This window comes from Mesorhizobium sp. M0011, from assembly GCF_040324155.1.
GTDB lineage: Bacteria > Pseudomonadota > Alphaproteobacteria > Rhizobiales > Rhizobiaceae > Mesorhizobium.
The window spans coordinates 1-18,279 of the sequence record NZ_JAMYVQ010000058.1 but is presented as its reverse complement, the minus strand read 5'-3'; the positions used below and the strand labels follow the sequence as shown (position 1 = coordinate 18,279).

Annotated in this window: 17 protein-coding genes; 12 read left to right on the top strand and 5 right to left on the bottom strand. The window is 64.5% G+C overall.

Going from position 1 to position 18,279, the window contains the following annotated elements; translation table 11 throughout:
• The 10 genes from NKK51_RS31700 to NKK51_RS31655 all read left to right on the top strand — a co-directional run.
• Positions 1-182, top strand: a 182-nt coding sequence (locus tag NKK51_RS31700; protein ID WP_352556219.1) for a hypothetical protein, incomplete at its 5' end; no start/stop codon positions are given.
• 371 nt (positions 183-553) lie between these two features.
• Positions 554-1,585, top strand: coding sequence for a substrate-binding domain-containing protein (locus tag NKK51_RS31695; RefSeq protein WP_013529471.1), 1,032 nt, complete (start codon positions 554-556; stop codon positions 1,583-1,585).
• Positions 1,586-1,681: 96 nt separating this feature from the next.
• Positions 1,682-3,217: a sugar ABC transporter ATP-binding protein gene (locus tag NKK51_RS31690; RefSeq protein WP_352556217.1), complete on the top strand. Its 1,536-nt coding sequence runs from the start codon at positions 1,682-1,684 to the stop codon at positions 3,215-3,217.
• A 76-nt stretch (positions 3,218-3,293) separates the two neighbouring features.
• Complete coding sequence (locus NKK51_RS31685) at positions 3,294-4,217, top strand: ABC transporter permease (RefSeq protein ID WP_245270382.1); 924 nt, start codon at positions 3,294-3,296, stop codon at positions 4,215-4,217.
• 25 nt (positions 4,218-4,242) lie between these two features.
• Positions 4,243-5,223 (top strand): sugar-binding transcriptional regulator, encoded by a 981-nt coding sequence (locus NKK51_RS31680; protein ID WP_352556216.1) that lies wholly within the window; start codon positions 4,243-4,245, stop codon positions 5,221-5,223.
• A complete protein-coding gene (locus tag NKK51_RS31675) occupies positions 5,220-6,215 on the top strand; it encodes an aldo/keto reductase (RefSeq protein WP_352556214.1) in 996 nt (331 codons plus the stop codon). The genes NKK51_RS31680 and NKK51_RS31675 overlap by 4 nt, the downstream gene beginning before the upstream one ends.
• Positions 6,216-6,236: 21 nt before the next feature.
• A complete protein-coding gene (locus NKK51_RS31670; protein ID WP_352556213.1) occupies positions 6,237-7,934 on the top strand; it encodes a glycerol-3-phosphate dehydrogenase/oxidase in 1,698 nt (565 codons plus the stop codon).
• Positions 7,925-8,767 (top strand): class I fructose-bisphosphate aldolase, encoded by an 843-nt coding sequence (locus tag NKK51_RS31665; protein WP_352556211.1) that lies wholly within the window; start codon positions 7,925-7,927, stop codon positions 8,765-8,767. Before NKK51_RS31670 ends, NKK51_RS31665 begins: the two co-directional genes overlap by 10 nt.
• A 22-nt stretch (positions 8,768-8,789) precedes the next feature.
• A complete protein-coding gene (locus NKK51_RS31660) occupies positions 8,790-10,304 on the top strand; it encodes an FGGY-family carbohydrate kinase (RefSeq protein WP_352556209.1) in 1,515 nt (504 codons plus the stop codon).
• Positions 10,301-11,917, top strand: coding sequence for a GMC family oxidoreductase (locus NKK51_RS31655; RefSeq protein WP_352556207.1), 1,617 nt, complete (start codon positions 10,301-10,303; stop codon positions 11,915-11,917). The genes NKK51_RS31660 and NKK51_RS31655 overlap by 4 nt, the downstream gene beginning before the upstream one ends.
• A 12-nt stretch (positions 11,918-11,929) precedes the next feature.
• On the opposite strand, the gene NKK51_RS31650 is transcribed toward NKK51_RS31655, so the two are convergent.
• Positions 11,930-12,847: a LysR family transcriptional regulator gene (locus tag NKK51_RS31650; RefSeq protein ID WP_352556205.1), complete on the bottom strand. Its 918-nt coding sequence runs from the start codon at positions 12,845-12,847 to the stop codon at positions 11,930-11,932.
• A gap of 131 nt (positions 12,848-12,978) precedes the next feature.
• Here NKK51_RS31650 and NKK51_RS31645 point away from each other — a divergent pair, with 131 nt between their 5' ends.
• On the top strand, positions 12,979-13,617 hold the full coding sequence (locus NKK51_RS31645; protein WP_352440803.1) for a DsbA family protein: 639 nt from the start codon (positions 12,979-12,981) through the stop codon (positions 13,615-13,617).
• A gap of 34 nt (positions 13,618-13,651) precedes the next feature.
• The gene (locus NKK51_RS31640) at positions 13,652-14,263 is read left to right on the top strand and encodes an NAD(P)-dependent oxidoreductase (protein WP_352556203.1); all 612 of its coding nucleotides are present in this window, start codon (positions 13,652-13,654) and stop codon (positions 14,261-14,263) included.
• Positions 14,264-14,434: 171 nt separating this feature from the next.
• On the opposite strand, the gene NKK51_RS31635 is transcribed toward NKK51_RS31640, so the two are convergent.
• From NKK51_RS31635 to NKK51_RS31620, 4 genes are read right to left on the bottom strand one after another with little or no spacing between them, the layout of a single operon-like run.
• The gene (locus NKK51_RS31635) at positions 14,435-15,211 is read right to left on the bottom strand and encodes an ABC transporter ATP-binding protein (RefSeq protein ID WP_352556201.1); all 777 of its coding nucleotides are present in this window, start codon (positions 15,209-15,211) and stop codon (positions 14,435-14,437) included.
• Positions 15,208-16,212, bottom strand: coding sequence for an ABC transporter ATP-binding protein (locus NKK51_RS31630; RefSeq protein WP_352556200.1), 1,005 nt, complete (start codon positions 16,210-16,212; stop codon positions 15,208-15,210). The genes NKK51_RS31635 and NKK51_RS31630 overlap by 4 nt, the downstream gene beginning before the upstream one ends.
• Entirely contained in the window at positions 16,209-17,039 is an 831-nt protein-coding gene (locus tag NKK51_RS31625) for an ABC transporter permease (protein ID WP_352556198.1), read from the bottom strand. The genes NKK51_RS31630 and NKK51_RS31625 overlap by 4 nt, the downstream gene beginning before the upstream one ends.
• The gene (locus NKK51_RS31620; protein WP_352556196.1) at positions 17,036-18,022 is read right to left on the bottom strand and encodes an ABC transporter permease; all 987 of its coding nucleotides are present in this window, start codon (positions 18,020-18,022) and stop codon (positions 17,036-17,038) included. Before NKK51_RS31620 ends, NKK51_RS31625 begins: the two co-directional genes overlap by 4 nt.
• Between the last annotated feature and the right edge of the window lie 257 nt (positions 18,023-18,279).

The following is an 18,279-nucleotide window of genomic DNA, read 5'->3' as shown; positions in this document are numbered from 1 at the left end:
ATCAACATGGACGACCTGCGCGAGCACAAGAAGCTCGCTCTACGCCAAGCCGCATGACCAGCTTCATGATCGCCCATTTTGCAGAACTTGACGCACACAACCCCGAAGGCTGCCGTAAGCCGACGCAGCAGCAGACTTCTTGGCTAAGCGACATGGAGAGCGTCACGCCGCGCCCGGAATAGATGCTATCAAAGACAAGATCGTGGCTTCACGCGATAAAGACGCGGCCGGCGGGAGGGCACCACGCGAGCTCCTGGGTGCCGATACTCTAACCACACTCTCCGCGGTTCGCGGCCAAAGGCCGGAAAGGCCCGCCTACCCCGTACGGGACCTTGGCGGTCCGCACCCAGCTTCGTCGATCGGAGCGTATAGGTCCCCGAAGGAGGTCGTGAAATATATTTCAATATGTGAATTATATTGACAACATGCGCCGAGGCTGTAATGTCCCGATCGTCGGCTTTCGGAGGAAGGTCGGCATCATCAAATCCATACGGCAGCGCTCGCCGAGTGCCTGCGACGGTCATTGAGGATGGCTTCGGCCAAGGGAGGAAACTTGCGCAAATTTCTGAGCACGCTCGCAATCGCGGCGGCTGCATCGACCTGCTTTGGGTCGATGCAGGTACGCGCCGAAACCCCCAACCCGTTCAAATGCGAGCCGGGTGAAAAATACGTCATGAACGTCATGGTCTCGGGCGTCGAATACTGGTTCCCGGTCTATGAAATGTTCAAGCAGGCCGGCCAGCAGTTCGGCTGCGAGACCGCCTATACGGGTACGCCGGAATACGACGTCAACAAGCAGATCGCGACCTTCGACCAGGCGCTGGCGCAGAAGCCCGCCGGCATACTGGTACACCCGATGAATTCCGATCCGTTCATCGAGCCGATCAACCGCGCCATCGAACAGGGCACCGCGGTGGTGACCTTCGCCGCCGACTCGCCGAATTCCAAGCGCGTCTCCTACATCACTTCCGACAACAATGCCGAAGGCACCTATGCCGCCGACGCCGTTGCCAAGGCGATGGACGGCAAGGGCGAATATGCGGTGCTGGAGAATCCCGGCCAGGACAACCACGACAAGCGCGTCAACGCGTTCGTTGCCCGCATGGAAGCCAAATGGCCTGACATGAAGCTCGTCGGCCGCGCCGCTTCGAACCAGGATCCCACCAAGGCCTATCAGGCGGTTCTGAGCCTGGCGCAGGCGCATCCTGATCTTGGCGCCGTGTTCATGCCGGAGGCCAACTCGGCCATCGGCGCTGCCCAGGCCGCCAAGGAAGGCGGTGGCAAGATCCGCGTCATGCTCGCCGACGTTAATGCCAAGATCCTCGACATGATCAAGGCCGGCGAGATTTTCGGCTCGGTCAATCCAAACCAGGGTATGCAGGGCTATATGGGCTTCATGCTGTTGTGGATGGCCAAGCACCCCGGCCTGATCGACCCGATGAACGACGCCAAGCGTTCGGGTTTCAACCCGATGAGCGTGCCCTTCGTCGACAATGGCTTCTCCATCGTCTCCAAGGACAATGCGGACGACTTCTACTGGGACAAGTACCTCAAGCGTCGCGGCACCAAGGGCATCGAGGAATAGTCTCGATCCCGCTGCCCGGCCTCGGCATGGCCGGATTAACCGGGAAGGAGGCTTCGGCCTCCTTCCTCCCCCGCAGGTTCATCGCAGGAGCACGGCGTGACCCAGGCGCCCATTCTTGAAATCCGTGGCCTGTCCAAGGCGTTCGGCCCGGTCAAGGCGCTGAGCGACGTACGGTTCGAGCTGCGGCGCGGCGAAATCCATGCACTGTGCGGAGAGAACGGCGCCGGCAAGTCGACGCTGATGAACATGATCGCCGGTGTATTGCAGCCCGACGAGGGCGACATCCTGATCGATGGTGAGCGTGTTTCGATCCACTCGCCCGCGGCCGCCCAACGCCTCGGCATTGCGCTTGTCCACCAGGAAATCGCGCTGTGTCAGGACGCCACCGTTGCCGAAAACATCTACATGGCCGCGATCAACAGCCGGCGCGCGCCGCTGATGAATTTCCAGAAGCTCTACGCCGACGCCCAGAAAGTGATGGATCTTCTCGCACCCATTCCGGTGCGTACCAGGGTCGCCGACCTCTCCATTTCCAACCAGCAGCTTGTCGAGATCGCCAAGGCGCTGACGCTCGACTGCAAGGTGCTGATGCTTGATGAGCCGACCGCGGCGCTGACCGAAAGCGAAGCGCAGCGCCTGTTCTCGATCGTGCGCGGGCTCAAGGAACGTGGCATTTCGGTGGTCTATATCAGCCACCGCATGGCCGAGATATTCTCGCTCTGCGACCGCGTCACCGTCTTCCGCGACGGCCGCTACGTGGCGACCGATCAGGTCGCCGCCGTCTCACCGGACGATGTCGTGCGCAAGATGGTGGGCCGCGAAATCACCCAGCTCTATCCCGACAAGCTGGCGCCGCAAGAGCTTGGGCGTCTGCTCCTCTCGGTCGAGGGGCTTTCCGATGGGCGCCGCTTCGCCGACGTCGATCTGCAGCTTCGCGCCGGCGAAATCCTGGGCATAGGCGGCCTGATCGGCGCCGGTCGCAGCGAGATCGCACAGACGGTCTGCGGCCTCAGGCCAATGACCTCTGGAACCGTCGCGCTCGACGGAAAGCAGCTCCGGCTACGCGGCTATGGCGATGCGGTCAAGGCGGGACTGGTCTATCTCTCTGAGGATCGCAAAGGCTCCGGCGTATTCCTCGATCTGCCGATCGCGGCGAACATCTCCGCGCTCGACCTCGGCCGGCTCACCGGGCGCCTCGGCCTGCTCGACCGCAAGGCCGAGGATCGTCAGGCGAGGGAACTGACCGGCAGGCTCGGCGTGCGCATGGCCGGCATCGAGGCCGCCGTCTCGACGCTGAGCGGTGGCAACCAGCAGAAGGTCGCCATCGCCAGGCAGCTGTCCGTCAGTCCCAAGGTCATCATCATGGACGAGCCGACGCGCGGAATCGATGTCGGCGCCAAGGTCGAGATCCACCGGCTGCTGCGCCAGCTTGCCGGCAGCGGTGTCGGCGTCATCGTCATCTCGTCGGAACTGCCGGAGCTGATTGGCTTGTGCGACCGCGTTCTCGTGGTGCGCGAAGGCAGGATCGCCGGCGAACTCACCGCCGACGAGCTCGGCGAGGAAGCCATCATCATGCTCGCCTCTGGCGTTCAGGATAGTTCAAATCAAAGGCAGGCCCAGAATGTCGCCTAGGGAATCAGGAGAAGCGCTCGTGCACGCCGAGATCAAGGCCGCCGGGCGGCGCATCAATTTCGCTCAGCTCGCCTCGATGCGCGAGGCCGGGCTGATCGTCATCATCCTGGCGCTGTGCATCGCCATGAGCTTCGCCTCGCCGCACTTCCTGACATGGGGCAATTTCCGCGCCATGCTGATGAGCTTCTCCATCGAAGGGATCGTCGTCGTCGGCATGACGATCCTGCTCATCGTCGGCGGCATCGACCTTTCCGTCGGCTCGGTCGTATGTTTCTCGATGGTGGTCTCGGGTGCGCTGTTCCTCGCCGGCCTCGACCCCTGGACGGCAAGCCTGATCGGCATAGGCGTCAGCGCGCTGATCGGCGCGGCGATGGGCTTCTTCGTCACGGTGATAGGCCTCAATCATTTCATCACGTCGCTGGCCGCCATGGTCATCGTGCGCGGCATGTGCCTGGTCGTCACCAAGGGCACGCCGCTGTCGCTGTTCACCCTGCCGCCGGCCTTCAAGGCCATCGGCCAGGGCAGTTTCAACAACATCCCCTATGTCATCCTGATCTTCGTCGTCGTGGTGGCGATCTTCGACTTCCTGCTGCGCCGCGCCACGGCCTTCCGAAAGGTTTTCTACACCGGCTCCAACGAGAAGGCCGCGCAGTTCTCCGGCATCAGGACCAATCAGGTGAAGTTCTGGGTCACGGTGCTGTGCTCGACCCTCGCTGGACTGGCCGGTGTGATCTACATGGCGCGCTTTGGCGCGGCGACGCCGACCTTCGGCGCCGGCATGGAGCTCAACATCATAGCCGCGGCCGTCATCGGCGGCGCCTCGCTGAATGGCGGCTCGGGCACCATCTTCGGAGCGATCCTCGGCATGGCGTTGCTGTCGGTGGTGACGAGCTCGCTTATCCTGCTCGATGTCTCGGTCTATTGGCAGGACATGATCAAGGGATGCATCCTGCTGGCGGCGGTGTCGATCGATCACTTCCTGCACCGCAAGAAGTCCTGAACCTCAAAGGCGGCGAAGCAAGACCATGGCCCCTCCCAACACCCGCGACGACATCGCCGCTGTCCGCCAGATGCACCAGGCGCTTGTCCTGCATTATGTCGAAGGAAAGACCCAGGCCGAGATCGCCGGGGAACTCGGCCTCTCGCACGCGACGGTCAACCGGCTGATCAAGCGCGGCCACCAGCTCGGCCTCGTCGAGATCAAGATCAAGTCGCCGATCGACCATCTGGTCGACCTGGAAGCGCGGCTGGTTGCGCTGGGCGGCATCGAGCGGGCGATGGTGGTTCCGTCGGTCTCCGAAAATCCGCACACGGCCCTGCAGCGCGTCGGCGAGGCGGCGGCTGGGCTGCTGCTCGACACCATCAAGGATGGCGACACGATTTCGATCACCGGCGGCAAGGGTGTCAGCGCGCTGGTCGCCGGTCTCAAGCCGGGGCGCCGCTACGACGTCGAAATCATTCCCGCAACCGGCCTGGTGCAGGGCAAGCACTACACCGACGTCAACCACGTCGCCTCGCTGATGGCCGACAAGCTCGGCGGCCGCGCCTATCAGATCCATGCGCCGCTGTTTGCCGATACCGCGCAGCAGCGCGAGATGCTGATGGGCATCAGCTCCGTCGCAGACGTGTTTCGCAAGGCGCGCGAGGCCGATGTCGCGGTGGTGGGTGTCGGCTCCATCCTGACCGACGATTCCAGCTACTACGACCTGCATCCATCCTCGAATGCCGATCGCCAGGCGATCGAAAAGTCCGGGGCGACAGGCGAGCTGCTCGCCCATCTCATCGACCGCCAGGGCAAGCTCTGCAATTATTCGCTCAACCGTTCGCTGGTCTCGTTGACGCTGGACGAGTTCGCGACCATCCCGCGCTCGATCGGCATTGCAAGCGGCCCCAGCAAGGTCGCGCCGATTCTCGCCGCCCTGCGCGGCAACCATCTCGACACCATCGTCACGGACGAGGCCACGGGGCTCCAGATCCTCGAGCTGGCCGAACAGGAGGTAGCATGAATTCTCGACAGATCCAGCGGCAGATCGGCAAGTCCGGCATATCGGCGTCGGCTGTAGGCCTGGGCACCTGGGCGATTGGCGGGTGGATGTGGGGCGGCACCGACGAGAAGGAGTCGGTCAAGGCGATCGAAGCCTCGATCGATGCCGGCCTCAGCCTGATCGACACAGCGCCGGCCTACGGTCTTGGCCGCAGCGAGGCGATCGTCGGCACCGCCATCAAGGGCAAGCGCGACAAAGTGGTGATCGCGACCAAATGCGGGTTGAACTGGCATTCGGGCAAGGGCGGCCATTTCTTCGATCAGGACGACAAGCCTGTGCATCGCTATCTCGGCGCCGATGGCATCGCCTATGAGGTCGAGCAGAGCCTGCGGCGTCTGGGCACCGACTACATCGACCTCTACATCACCCATTGGCAGGATCCGACGACCCCGATCGCCGAGACGATGGCGGCGCTGGAAAAGCTCAAGGCGGCCGGCAAGATCCGCGCCATTGGCGCCAGCAACATCAGCGCCGAGGATCTTGGCCAGTATATCGATGCCGGCCAGCTCGATGCGATCCAGGAGCGCTATTCGATGATCGACCGCGACATCGAGAGCAGCCTGCTGCCGATCACCCGCCGCCATGACATTGCCACCCTCAGCTACTCGTCGCTGGGGTTGGGGCTACTTACCGGCACGGTCGACCCTGAGCGCACATTCGGCGGCGACGACCAACGCAAGGACAACCCACGCTTCTCCACGGCCAACCGGCAGAAGGTCGCAAAGCTGAAAGAGGCAATCGCCCCGATCGCGGAAAGCCACCAGGCGTCGATGGCGCAGATCGTCATCGCCTGGACGCTCGCCCACCCGGGCATCACCTTCGCCCTGTGCGGCGCACGCAATCCTGAGCAGGCGCTCGACAATGCACGGGCCGGGGAGATCACGATTGCCGCAAGCGAGCTTGCGGCAATCGACGCCGCGGCAGCCGCACATCTCACCGCGATGGATGCCTGAGAAAAAAAGGCAACAGCCCCGATGAAGCGTAGTCATACAATCGCCGGTCTGCGCGACCGGCCGGACATTGCCGTGCTCGTCATTGGTGGCGGCATCAACGGCATCAGCGTCTTTCGCGAACTGGCCTTGCAAGGGGTCGATGTCGTGCTGGCGGAAAAGGGCGACTATTGCAGTGGTGCCAGTGCCGCCCTGTCGCGCATGGTGCATGGCGGCCTGCGCTACCTCGAAAACGGCGAATTCAAACTGGTGCGCGAATCGCTGCTCGAACGCGACCGGCTGCTGAGGAATGCCCCGCACTATGTGGCTCCGCTGCCGACGACGGTGCCGGTCTTCGACATTTTCTCCGGTCTCGCCAACGGTGCGGTGCGTTTCCTGGGGCTGACGCGGCGGCCCAGCCGGCGCGGGGCGCTGGTCATCAAAGCCGGGCTTGCCATGTATGACCTTTTCACCGCTGCACGGCGTTTGATGCCGACGCACCGGTTCAGGGGCCGCGCCGAAACCCTGAAGACATGGCCGGCGATCAACCCGGCGATCCGCAATTCGGCGACCTATTACGACGCCTGGGTGAGCCGGCCCGAGCGCCTCGGCCTGGAGATGCTGCTGGACGCCACGACGAGCGGGGCGAACGCGCGCGCCCTGAACTACGCTCAGGCGTCGTCGACCGGCGACGGCCTTGTCATCACCGACACGCTGACCGGCGAAAAGTTGCCGGTGCGGGCGCAACTGGTCATCAACGCCACCGGTGGCTGGATCGACCTGACCAACAAGGCCATCGGGGCGACGGCGCAGACGATGATGGGCGGTACCAAGGGCTCGCATCTGATCGTCGACAACAGCGAACTGTTCGACGCGCTCGGCGGCCACATGGTCTATTACGAAAACGAGGACGGTCGCATCTGCATCCTGTTTCCCTATCTAGGCAAGGTGCTGATCGGCTCGACCGACATCCGGGTCGACGATCCGGACAAGGTCCGTTGCGAGGAGGATGAGCAGCGCTACATCCTGCAGTCGCTCGCCTTTGTTTTTCCCTCGATCAGAGTGGCCGAAAACCAGATCGTGTTCCGCTTCGCCGGCGTGCGTCCTTTGCCGGCCAGCGAGGACAGTTTTACGAGCCGCATACCGCGCGATCATTTTTGCGAGTTCGTGGAAGCGAGCGGGCATCTGCCGGCGACGTTGTGCATGATCGGCGGCAAGTGGACCACCTTCCGTTCGTTTGGAGCGCTGGCCGCCGACATGGCGCTGAAGCGGCTCGGCCTCGCGCGCAGCCAGGGAACGCAGGACATGGCCATCGGTGGCGGCCGCGATTTTCCCACCGATCCGGACGCCTGGTGCGCATCATTCGCTGCCGAGCATGGCCTGCCGGTCGAGCGCGCGCACACACTTCTGCAACGCTATGGCACGTCGGCCAGGGATTTCGTTTCGCACCCGGCGGGCGAACAGATGCTGCCACTGTCGGACTATTCGGCAAGCGAAATAGGGCGCATCATCGAGCGCGAGCAGGTCGAGTGCCTTGCGGACCTGTTCCTGCGCCGCACCACCATTGCCATTTCGGGCGGTCTCAGCTTCGATCTCATCAACGCCGTTCTCGACTTGCTGGCGGCGCACAAGGGCTGGAGCGCCAGCGAGGCCGCCGCCGAATGCTCGACCTTCCTTGCCTTGCTGGCCTACCGGCACGGCATCGATCTCCAGACGCACCAAAGGAGCGCCCTATGCGCGTGAACAAGAAAGTCCGCATGAACCGGCTGTTCGGCGGTGGCCGCTGCCTCGACGTGGCCATCGATCATGGTGTCTGCAACGAACCGAGCTTCCTTGCCGGGCTCGAAGACATGGCCGGTGTCGTCAATCAGCTGGTCAAGGCCGGCCCCGACGCCATCCAGATGAACTACGGCCAGGCCGACCTGCTGCAGTCCGTACCAGGCAAGGAGAAGCCGGCGCTGGTCATGCGCATCGACATGGGCAATCCCTACAACAGGATACGCCACCGGGCGATGTGGGCGGTGTTGCAGAACGAGGCCGAGCCCTTGCTTGGCGCCATCGAGATGGATGCGGCTTGCGCCGTGGTCAATCTGTTCATGCTGCCCGACGAGCCGGACCTGTTCCGGCAATGCGTGCAGAACATCGCCCGTGTGCGCGCCGATTGCGAGAAATACGGCCTGCCGCTGATGATCGAGCCGCTGGCCATGCTGCCGGTCGCAGAGCATGGCGGCTACATGGTCGACGGCGATGCCGAAAAGATCGTCACCTTGACCCGGCTTGCCCGCGAGATGGGTGCCGATATCGTCAAGGCCGATCCGACCACCGATCCCAACGACTTCCACCGCGTCGTCGAAGCCGCGCGCTGCCCGGTGCTGGTGCGCGGCGGCGGCAAGGAGGATTTGCGTGCCGTGTTCGACAAGTCGGCTGCCTTGATGGCGCAGGGTGCGCTTGGCATGGTCTATGGCCGCAACATCTACCAGCATGCCAATCCGAGCGCCGTCGTGCGCGGGTTGATGGCGATCATTCATGACGATGCCGATGGCGGCGTGGCCTGGGATCTGTACAACCAGGCATAGGCTGCGGCCTCGGGAGGCGCCAATGGCAAGCTACATCCTCGGCCTTGATGCCGGCAACACCGTCATCAAGGCCATCCTCTTCGACTTGTCCGGCCGCGAACTGGCATTCGCCGCCCGCGACGGCCGCTCGTCCATGCCAAAGCCCGGACATGTCGAACGCGACCTCGACGAACTCTGGCGCAACGCGGTTTCGGTCATCGGCCAATGCATTGCTGAAGCCGGTATCGACGCCGGCGAGATCGTTGCCATCGGCTGCGCCGGTCATGGCAACGGGCTCTACGCGCTCGATCGCGATGGTGCGCCATTGATCGGCATCCAGTCGCTCGACACACGCGCGGTCGGCATCGTTGCCGAATGGGCAGAGCAGAATGTCGGCGACCGCACCTATGCACACTGCCTGCAACGGCCGTGGGCGGCGCAGACGCCAACCCTGCTTGCCTGGCTCAAGCGCTTTTCGCCGGCCTTGTTCGCCAGCATCGGCACCGTCTTCCTGTGCAAGGATTTCGTCGTCAACCGCCTGACAGGTGCGCGCAGCAGCGATACCTCCGACATGTCGGGCTGCGGCCTGCTGCAGATGCGGGATCGGCGTTACGAGCCGGACCTGCTTGCCGCCTATGGGCTCGGCGACTGCGCGGACCTGCTGCCGCCAGTGCTGGAATCGGCCGACATTGCCGGTCATGTCAGCGAGGACGTGGCGGCCCTGACGGGACTGCGCGCCGGCACGCCCGTCGTCGCCGGGCTGTTCGATGTCGTCGCCAGCGCGGTCGGTTCGGGCGTGACCAGAACCGGTGCCGCCTCGGTCATCGCCGGAACCTGGAGCATCAACCAGGTCATCACCGACGAACCGATCCGCGACCCTTCGATCTTCATGCTGTCGACTTTCGATCGCCAGCGCTATCTGGCGATCGAATCCAGTGCCACCTCGGCCGCCAATCTCGAATGGATCGTTCGCGAATTCCTCGAACATGGCGGCGAAGCCGGCAAGTCGCCGTTCGAATTGTGCAGCGAACTGGTGGCGTCAGTCGATCCTAACAGTGACATCCCGATCTATCATCCCTTCCTGTACGGCTCGCAGCAGAATGGCCATGCGCGCGCCGGCTTCTACGGTATCGCCGGCTGGCACAGCCGAGCACATCTGCTTCGTGCGCTGTTCGAGGGCGTCGCCTTCGAGCACAAGCGCCATGTCGAGACCTTGCACAAAGCGGGCGCTGATTTCGACCAGGTGGTGCTGTCTGGCGGCGGCTCGCGCAGCAGCGTCTGGCCGCAGATATTCGCCGATGTGCTCGGCGTGCCCGTCACTGTGGCGCGCAGCCGCGAAACCGGCGCGCTGGGAGCGGCGATCGCGGCGGGCACCGGCGTCGGCATCTTCGCGGATTACAATGCCGGTGCCGCCGCCATGACAGCGGCGGCCCGACATTTTGTACCCAACGAGACGGTTGCTCACGCATACGCACGGCGGTATCGACTCTACGGCGAGATCAACCAGGCGATGACCCCGATGTGGGAGCGCATCGCCGGACAGCAGGCGCGCACGTGACCGAAGTTACACCGTCCCCGTTCGGCAGTTACGATTACGTCATCGTCGGTGCCGGCTCCGCTGGCTGCGTGCTCGCCAACCGGCTTTCGGCCGATCCGCGCAACAATGTGCTGCTGCTCGAGGCTGGCGGCAGTGACCGTTATCACTGGGTCGATATCCCGATCGGCTACCTCTTCTGCATGGGCAATCCGCGCACCGACTGGATGATGAAGACCGAGCCGGAAGCTGGCCTCAACGGACGCAGCCTCAACTATCCGCGCGGCAAGGTGCTCGGCGGCTGTTCATCGATCAACGGCATGATCTACATGCGAGGCCAGGCTGCCGACTATGATGGTTGGCGGCAGGCCGGCAATGCCGGCTGGGGCTGGGACGACGTGTTGCCCTATTTCCTCAAATCGGAAGACTATCACGGCGGCAAGAGTGCCATGCACGGCGGTGGCGGCGAGTGGCGGGTCGAACGGCAGCGGCTGTCGTGGCCGATCCTCGACGCCTTTCGGGACGCTGCCGAGGAACTCGGCATTCCGCGCACCGAAGACTTCAACACCGGCACCAATGAAGGCTCGGGTTATTTCGAGGTCAACCAAAGGAAGGGCGTGCGCTGGAACACGTCGAAGGCGTTTTTGCGCGGCATCGCGGGGCGCAAGAACCTGCGCGTGGTGCTCGGCGCGGAGACCGAACGGCTCGAATTCGACGGCCGGCGCGTCACCGGACTGGTTTTCCGCCAAGGCGGCCGCCTGCATCAAGTCCGCGCCGGACAGACGATCCTTGCAGCCGGCGCCATCAACTCGCCGAAGCTGCTCGAACTGTCGGGGGTGGGCGACCCCGACCTGCTCTCGGGCATCGGCGTGGATGTTCGTCATGCCTTGCCAGGCGTTGGAGAAAACCTGCAGGACCATTTGCAGATTCGCACCGTCTTCAAGGTCGCCAACACCGCCACGCTCAACCAGCGCTACCACAATCTGGTCAGCCGTACGTCGATGGGGCTGGAATACGCGCTCAAGCGCAGCGGGCCGCTGTCGATGGCGCCAAGCCAGCTCGGCATATTCGCCAGGAGCGATCCGCGCCTCGCAACGCCCGATCTCGAATACCATGTGCAGCCGCTGAGCACCGACCGTCTGGGCGAGCCGCTGCATCGCTTTCCCGCGGTCACCGTCTCGGTCTGCAATCTGCGTCCGGAAAGCCGGGGCAGCGTGCACATGGGTTCAGCCGATGCGCGGGAGGCGGCGAAGATCCGCCCGAACTATCTTTCCACCGAGGGGGACCGCAGCGTGGCCGTCGCGTCGTTGCGCCATGTCCGCAGTCTGATGAAGGCACAGGCGGTGGCGCGCTTTGCGCCGGAAGAGATGCTGCCCGGCACGCAGTATGACAGCGACGAAGAGCTCATCCGCAAGGCCGGCGATATCGGCACGACGATTTTCCACCCCGTCGGCACCTGCAAGATGGGTTCGGATACGATGGCGGTGGTCGACGAGGCCCTGCGTGTTCACGGGCTTGGCGGGCTGCGCGTGGTCGATGCCTCGATCATGCCGACAATCGTCTCGGGCAACACCAACTCGCCGGTCGTCATGATCGCGGAAAAGGCAGCCGAGATGATCCTGCAAGAGGCCCGCTGACCGCCATCGGCTTCAGGCCGCGGCAACACCGCGCGATCGCCGTCTCTCGGCCGCCGCGAGCAGATCGACGAAGGTGCGCACCTTGGCGGGCCGGAACCTGGCCGGCGGAAAAACCGCGTGGATGCCGCCTGACGGCAGGCTCCAGTCGGCAAACACCGGCACCAGTCGCCCCTCGGCGATATCGTCGCTGACGCTGTAGTCCGGAAAGACGCCGAGCCCGATGCCGGCGAGCACACAAGCCAGGGCGGCGGGGCTCTTGTCGCACATGACGACCGGATTGAGTTCGGTCAGCACCGTTTCGCCGTCCCTGGAAAACAGCCATTGGCCGATGCCGCGCAACTGGGTGTTGCCGACCCAGGCCAGCGATCTTGCCTGGCGCGGCGTCACGTCGGGCGGCAGGCTCGCCGCGAAGCCAGGGCTCGCCACCACGATCTGCCGGATCGTCCCCAGGCGCCGCGCCTGGTTCGAGGAATCGGTGAGCCAGCCGACGCGGATGCCGAGATCGATCTGCTCGTCCACCAGATTGCTGACGGCGTCGTCGAAGATCGCCTCGACGCACATATGCGGATAGGTTCTGAGATAGGCCGCCATGACCGGAGCCACCATCTTGGTGCCGTAGTCGAGTGGCGCCGTGAGCCTCAGCGTTCCGCTCGGTTCGACGGCTCCGCGCGAGATTTCGCCATAGGCCGCCTCCGCTTCGCGCAGGATGATCATCGCGCGGTCATAAAAGAGGCGACCCTCTTCGGTCGGCGTGACACGCCGGGTCGTGCGCTGCAGCAGCGTTGCGCCCAGCTCCTCTTCGAGCTTGCCGATCTGATGGCTGACCACGGCCTTGGCGACGCCAAGCCGGTCGGCCGCGGCAGTGAACGAGCCGGTTTCCATCACCGTGGTGAAATAAGCCAGCCGATTGAGGTTCAGAAGTTCGGCCAAGCTGGCTGCCCTTTGTATGATCAGATCAGACAGTTTGTATAATTGGGCGCCATTTATCGCAAGGCCGCCGTCTGCCACATACGAGCGACGGCCTCGATGAGTCCGGTGGCCGGACAGGAATGGCAGCGACTATGAGCAATTCAGAAGTGACCTATCTTTTCGATCCGCTCTGCGGCTGGTGCTATGGCGCCACCCCGATGCTCGACCGGTTGCCGGCCGCCGGCCTGAACGTCGAACTGCTGCCGACCGGCCTGTTCTCCGGCGCCGGCGCGCGTCCGATGGATGAAGGTTTTGCCGCCCATGCCTGGGCGAACGACCAGCGCATCGAGCGCCTGACCGGACAAGTGTTCACACCGGCCTACCGGCACAATGTCCTTGGCGTCCGCGGAACCCTGCTCGACTCGCATGCCGCCACGCTCGGTATCAGTGCCGCCGGCCTGGAAGATCCCAGCCGCCGGCTTGCCGCGCTGAAGACGATCCAGCGGGCGCGCTACGTGGATGGACGCGATGTCGTGACGATCGGCGGTGTGGCCGAGGTGCTCGCCGCCGCCGGCATGGCGGACGCCGCCGAGATGCTCAAGGCGCCGACCGAAACATTGCTGACGGCCTACCGCGAGATGGTCGGCCGCGGCCGCGCGCTGTTACAGCGCCTGCATGCCGATGGCGTGCCTTCGCTGGCGGTCATCCGCAACGATGCGCCCCGGCTCATCGGTTCGAACGCACTGTTCGGCAGCTTCGACAATCTCGTCGCCCATATCGCGGCGGCGTGATCCCCAGCAATCTTCAACAAGGGAACTGAAAGACATGGCAAAAGTCGCTCTCATTGGTGCATCCGGCGCAGTTGGTTCGCGCCTTCTCAAAGAACTCTCCGATCGCGGCCACACCGTCACCGGCATTGCGCGCAACCCGGAAAAGATCGCGGCGCTGCCACGCGTGACGGCCAGGAAGGGCGACGTCTTCGACGAGCAGGGTCTTGCCGATCTGATCCGCGGCCATGATGTGGTGATCAGCACGGTGCATTTTCTGGACAGCGACGCCGACAGGCTGATTGCCGCTGTGCGGGCCTCCGGCGTGAAGCGCTATCTCGTCGTCGGCGGCGCCGGCAGTCTCGAAGTCGCACCGGGCAAGCGGCTGGTCGATAGCCCCGACTTCCCGGCGATCTACAAGGCAGAAGCGCAGAAGGGCGCCGACTTTCTCGACAGATTGAAGACGGTCAGCGACCTCGATTGGACGTTCCTGTCGCCATCCGCCATGTTCGTGCCTGGTGAGCGCACCGGCAAATTCCGCCTCGGCAAGGACACGCTTCTCGCCTCCGACAAGGGGAGCAGCATTTCCTTCGAGGACTACGCGATCGTCATGGTCGACGAGATCGAGAAGCCTGCCCACATCAGGCAGCGCTTCACCGTCGGCTATTGAGCGAACGGGTGGTGGCGGCCGGAGCTCAATCGAGGCCGGCCGACGCCAGCCGCATCAAGATTTCGCGGACGGCGACGCCCCGGTAGGTCATCGGTGACGACGCCGTCCCGTCTCGGTGCCTTGGGCAAAGCAAATGCTGGGCTGTCATGCCTGCGATCTCACTTTTCGGGATCATGGTCCGGCCCGGTTCAATCTTGGCGCGGCCGCCACCAGCGCCTTGCCGATGGCTGATTGCGGCGCGCCGATGACGGTTTGGGCATCGCCGTTTTCGGCAATTCGGCCGGCGTCGAGAAGGATGACGCGGTGGGCGACCGACCTGATGACGCCGAGATCATGTGAAATGAAGAGATAGGCGATCTTTTCCTGGCGTTGCAGGTCGAGCAAAAGCTCGAGGATCTCCCCGCGCACGGAGACGTCAAGCGCCGACACCGCCTCGTCGAGCACGATCAGCGACGGCTTCGTGACGATGGCGCGGGCAATGGCGACACGCTGCCGCTGGCCGCCGGAGATTTCATGAATGGCGCGCGGCGCGAGATTAGCCGTCAGCCCGACGCGCTCCAGCAACGCGGCGATGCGGCGCGGGCGCTCGGCGCGGGAGGCGATGCCATGGATGCGCAAGGGATCGTCGAGCACACGCGCCACCGTGGCGCGAGGGTTGAAGGCGGCCAATGGATCCTGGAACACCATTTGCAGGCGTGCGCGGCGTGCTCGCAGCGCGGCGCCGCTCAAGGCCAGGAAATCGTCGCTTTCGAATTCGAAGCGTCCGTCGTCCGGCTCGATCAATCGCAGCACCAACCGCGCGATCGTCGACTTGCCGCTGCCCGAAGGTCCGGCCAACGCCAGCGTCTCACCGGGGTCGATGTGAAAGGAGACATCGTCGACGGCAGCGATGGTCTTGCCGCCGCGACGGTAGCGCTTGGTGAGGTTGGACACCGCCAGCAGGTTCATGCGTGGAGCCTGGCTCGGTTCAGCAATGGCCTGGTGTCGAGGCCGATATGGGCATCGAGCAATGCGCGCGTATAGGGCTGGGCTGGGGCGCCGACAATCTGCGCCCTCATGCCAAGCTCGACCAACTGGCCATGACGGAAAACAGCGATGCGCTCGGCAAGCTCGGCCGCCAGCGCGATGTCGTGGCTGATGAACAGCAACGTCATGCCGTCCTCGGTCACCAGGCGTCGGATCAAGGCGACGATCTCGGCCTGCACGATGGTATCGAGCGCGCTGGTCGCTTCGTCGGCGATCAGCAATTTCGGACCGGCCGCAATGGCAGCGGCGATCGCCACACGCTGCTTCTGGCCGCCGGAGAGCTGATGTGGGAAGGCGCGCAAGGCCGAGTCCGGGTCCGGCAGGCGGACGCGCTCGAGCAGGCTTTTGGCCCTGGCATAGGACTGGGACCAGGTGAGGCCGAGATGCGTGCGCGCTACTTCGGCGATTTGCTTGCCGATGGTCATCACCGGATCGAGGCTGGCGGACGGGTCCTGGAAGACGAAGCCGATGTCGCGGCCGAGGCGGGGGATTTTGTTGAGTTCGGATTTGAAAGGTTGGCATTCCGTCACACCCCCCTCTGTCCTGCCGGACATCTCCCCCGCAAGGGGGGAGATCAGCAGCTTCGCCGACCGCTCCCCTTCCGCGACATTGGTGATTGGCGAAGGCAGAGGTGAGAGCGTAATCTCCCCCCTTGCGGGGGAGATGTCCGGCAGGACAGAGGGGGGTGCCTTGGCGCCCGATGAGGACAAAAACCAATCGATGCGACCTCCAACCTTGGCAGAAGCCGGCAGCAGCCCGGCAATGGCCAGTGCCAGCGTGCTCTTGCCCGAGCCGCTTTCGCCGATGATGGCGAGGCGTTCGCCAGCGGCGAAGTCGAGGCTGACACCCTTCAGCGCCGTCACCTCATTGCCGTCACGGCGGTAGGTCACCGTCAGGTCGCGGATTGAAGCCAGCGTGGTCACGACAGGCCTCTCCTGACCGCCGTCGTCTCGACGATGCCTTCACCGGCGAGATAGACGCCGAGCACGGTCAGCACCAGCGCTATGCCTGGGACGATCGACAGGAAGGGTGCGGTGCGCAGGACGGCGCGGCCTTCGGCGATCATGCCGCCCCAGGTGACCCGGTTGGGATCACCCAGGCCGAGGAAGGACAACGCCGCCTCGGTGAGAATCGCGGCGGCGACGATCACCGACGACATCGCCAGCACCGGTGGCAAGGCATTGGGCAGCACCTCGCGAAAGGCGATCGCCAGCGGGTGCATGCCGATGACCCTTGCACCAGCGACATAATCGCGTTCGCGAATGGAGAGGACTTCCGCGCGGGCCACTCTGGCAGGCCCCGTCCAGGTGCCGAGCGCGATGGCAATCACGACGACGCCGAGCGACGGTCCGACGACGCTGACGAAGGCCAGCGCCAGCAGGAAGCTCGGCACGGTCTGGAAGGCGTCGGTGATGCGCATCAGCACCTCGTCAACGAGGCCGCCGGCAAAGCCGGCCAATGTGCCGATCACCGCGCCGACGACGAGGGCGGCGGCCGCGGCCGCGAGCCCGACAGCCAGCGATGTGCGGGCGCCATGAAAAAGCTCGGCCAGCACGTCGCGGCCAAGCCGGTCGGTGCCGAGCGGCAGCGACCAGTCCTGGAACGGCGGCAGCAGCGCCGGCCCGGCAATCGCTTGCGGGTCGCCGGGGAACAGCAGCGACGCCAACAGCGCCATGGCGATCAGCGCCGCCAGGAGGATGGCGCCGGCGACCGCCTCGGGCGTGCGCAGAAAGCGGCGGAGCGGGCTCACCCACCGGCCTCGCTGGCGCCTACGCGCGGATCGAGGAAGGCGTAGGCGATGTCGACGAGCAAATTGATGACGATGACCAGGACGGCGCTGGTGAGGATAATGCCGAGCAGAAGCGGCGTATCGCGGGAGGCGACGGCCTCCTGCGCCAGCCGGCCGAGGCCGGGCACGGAAAAGACGCTCTCGATGACGACGCTGCCGCCGAGCATCTGCGCCGACTGCAGGCCGAGCATGGTGACCAGCGGCAGCAATGCGTTGCGGGCGACGTGGGCGAGCACGATGCGGCGGCGGGATAGCCCCTTGGCGCGGGCGGCCAGGACGAAATCTTGCCGCCAGACCTCGGCCATGCCGGCGCGCATCATGCGCAGATAAAGCGCCAGATAAATGAAGCCGAGGGCAGAAACCGGCAAGACGAGATGAATAGCGATGTCGGCTGCACGGTCGAGCCCCGTCTTGTCCGAGGCCAGGGTTTCGATGCCGCCGACCGGCAGCCAGCGCAGGTCGACGGCAAAGACGACGATCAGCACCAGTCCGAGCCAGAAACCCGGCACGGCATAGAGCGCCAGTGAGCCGATCGACAGGAAACGATCTCGGAAACTGCCTGGCCGCGCACCGGCATAGATGCCAAGTGCCGAGCCAAGCCCGAAGGAGAGCGCGGTGGCGCTGACCATCAGAAGCAGCGTGTTGGGCAGGCGCTCGAGGATGACGTCGCGGATCGGCCGGGAGAAGGTCACCGACTGCCCGAGATCAAGATGCAACAGCGCCCAGAGGTAATTGGCGAGCCGCGTCAGCTCCGACTGGTCGAGACCCCAGCGATGGCGCAACAGTTCGATCATGCCGGCGTCGCCGCCGGTCGAGACGATATAGGCGTCGACCGCGTCGCCGGGGGCGGCTTCGAGCAGCAGGAAGGTGCCTATGACGACGATCAGCAGCACGAAGATGCTGCCGACGAGGCGACGGCGGAGCAGGGTGAGGGCGCGGGTCATGGGAAAAGGACGCCGGCCTGATCGTGAGAGGTGCGGTGTCTGGGCACCCCCCTCTGTCCTGCCGGACATCTCCCTCGCAAGGGGGGAGATTGGATGTCACCGACGGTTTCGCCAATTTCCGAGGTTGCATAATTGGCGGGGCGGACAAATAGCCGATCTCCCCCCTGTTTGGACCGGAGACATCGCGAACAGGTGTGCGAGGACATCGCGAACAGTTTGGCGTGCTTTGCGCCGGGAGGTTCGCGATGCCATTTGGG

What these genes read in the sequence shown, in the direction of transcription:
- NKK51_RS31665 (WP_352556211.1), top strand. Translation starts at nt 7,925, where the DNA reads ATGCGCGTGAACAAGAAAGTCCGCATGAACCGGCTGTTCGGCGGTGGC.
- NKK51_RS31640 (WP_352556203.1), top strand. Translation starts at nt 13,652, where the DNA reads ATGGCAAAAGTCGCTCTCATTGGTGCATCCGGCGCAGTTGGTTCGCGC.
- NKK51_RS31635 (WP_352556201.1), bottom strand. Translation starts at nt 15,211, where the DNA reads ATGAACCTGCTGGCGGTGTCCAACCTCACCAAGCGCTACCGTCGCGGC.
- NKK51_RS31670 (WP_352556213.1), top strand. Translation starts at nt 6,237, where the DNA reads ATGAAGCGTAGTCATACAATCGCCGGTCTGCGCGACCGGCCGGACATT.
- NKK51_RS31620 (WP_352556196.1), bottom strand. Translation starts at nt 18,022, where the DNA reads ATGACCCGCGCCCTCACCCTGCTCCGCCGTCGCCTCGTCGGCAGCATC.
- NKK51_RS31680 (WP_352556216.1), top strand. Translation starts at nt 4,243, where the DNA reads ATGGCCCCTCCCAACACCCGCGACGACATCGCCGCTGTCCGCCAGATG.
- NKK51_RS31660 (WP_352556209.1), top strand. Translation starts at nt 8,790, where the DNA reads ATGGCAAGCTACATCCTCGGCCTTGATGCCGGCAACACCGTCATCAAG.
- NKK51_RS31685 (WP_245270382.1), top strand. Translation starts at nt 3,294, where the DNA reads ATGCGCGAGGCCGGGCTGATCGTCATCATCCTGGCGCTGTGCATCGCC.
- NKK51_RS31645 (WP_352440803.1), top strand. Translation starts at nt 12,979, where the DNA reads ATGAGCAATTCAGAAGTGACCTATCTTTTCGATCCGCTCTGCGGCTGG.
- NKK51_RS31675 (WP_352556214.1), top strand. Translation starts at nt 5,220, where the DNA reads ATGAATTCTCGACAGATCCAGCGGCAGATCGGCAAGTCCGGCATATCG.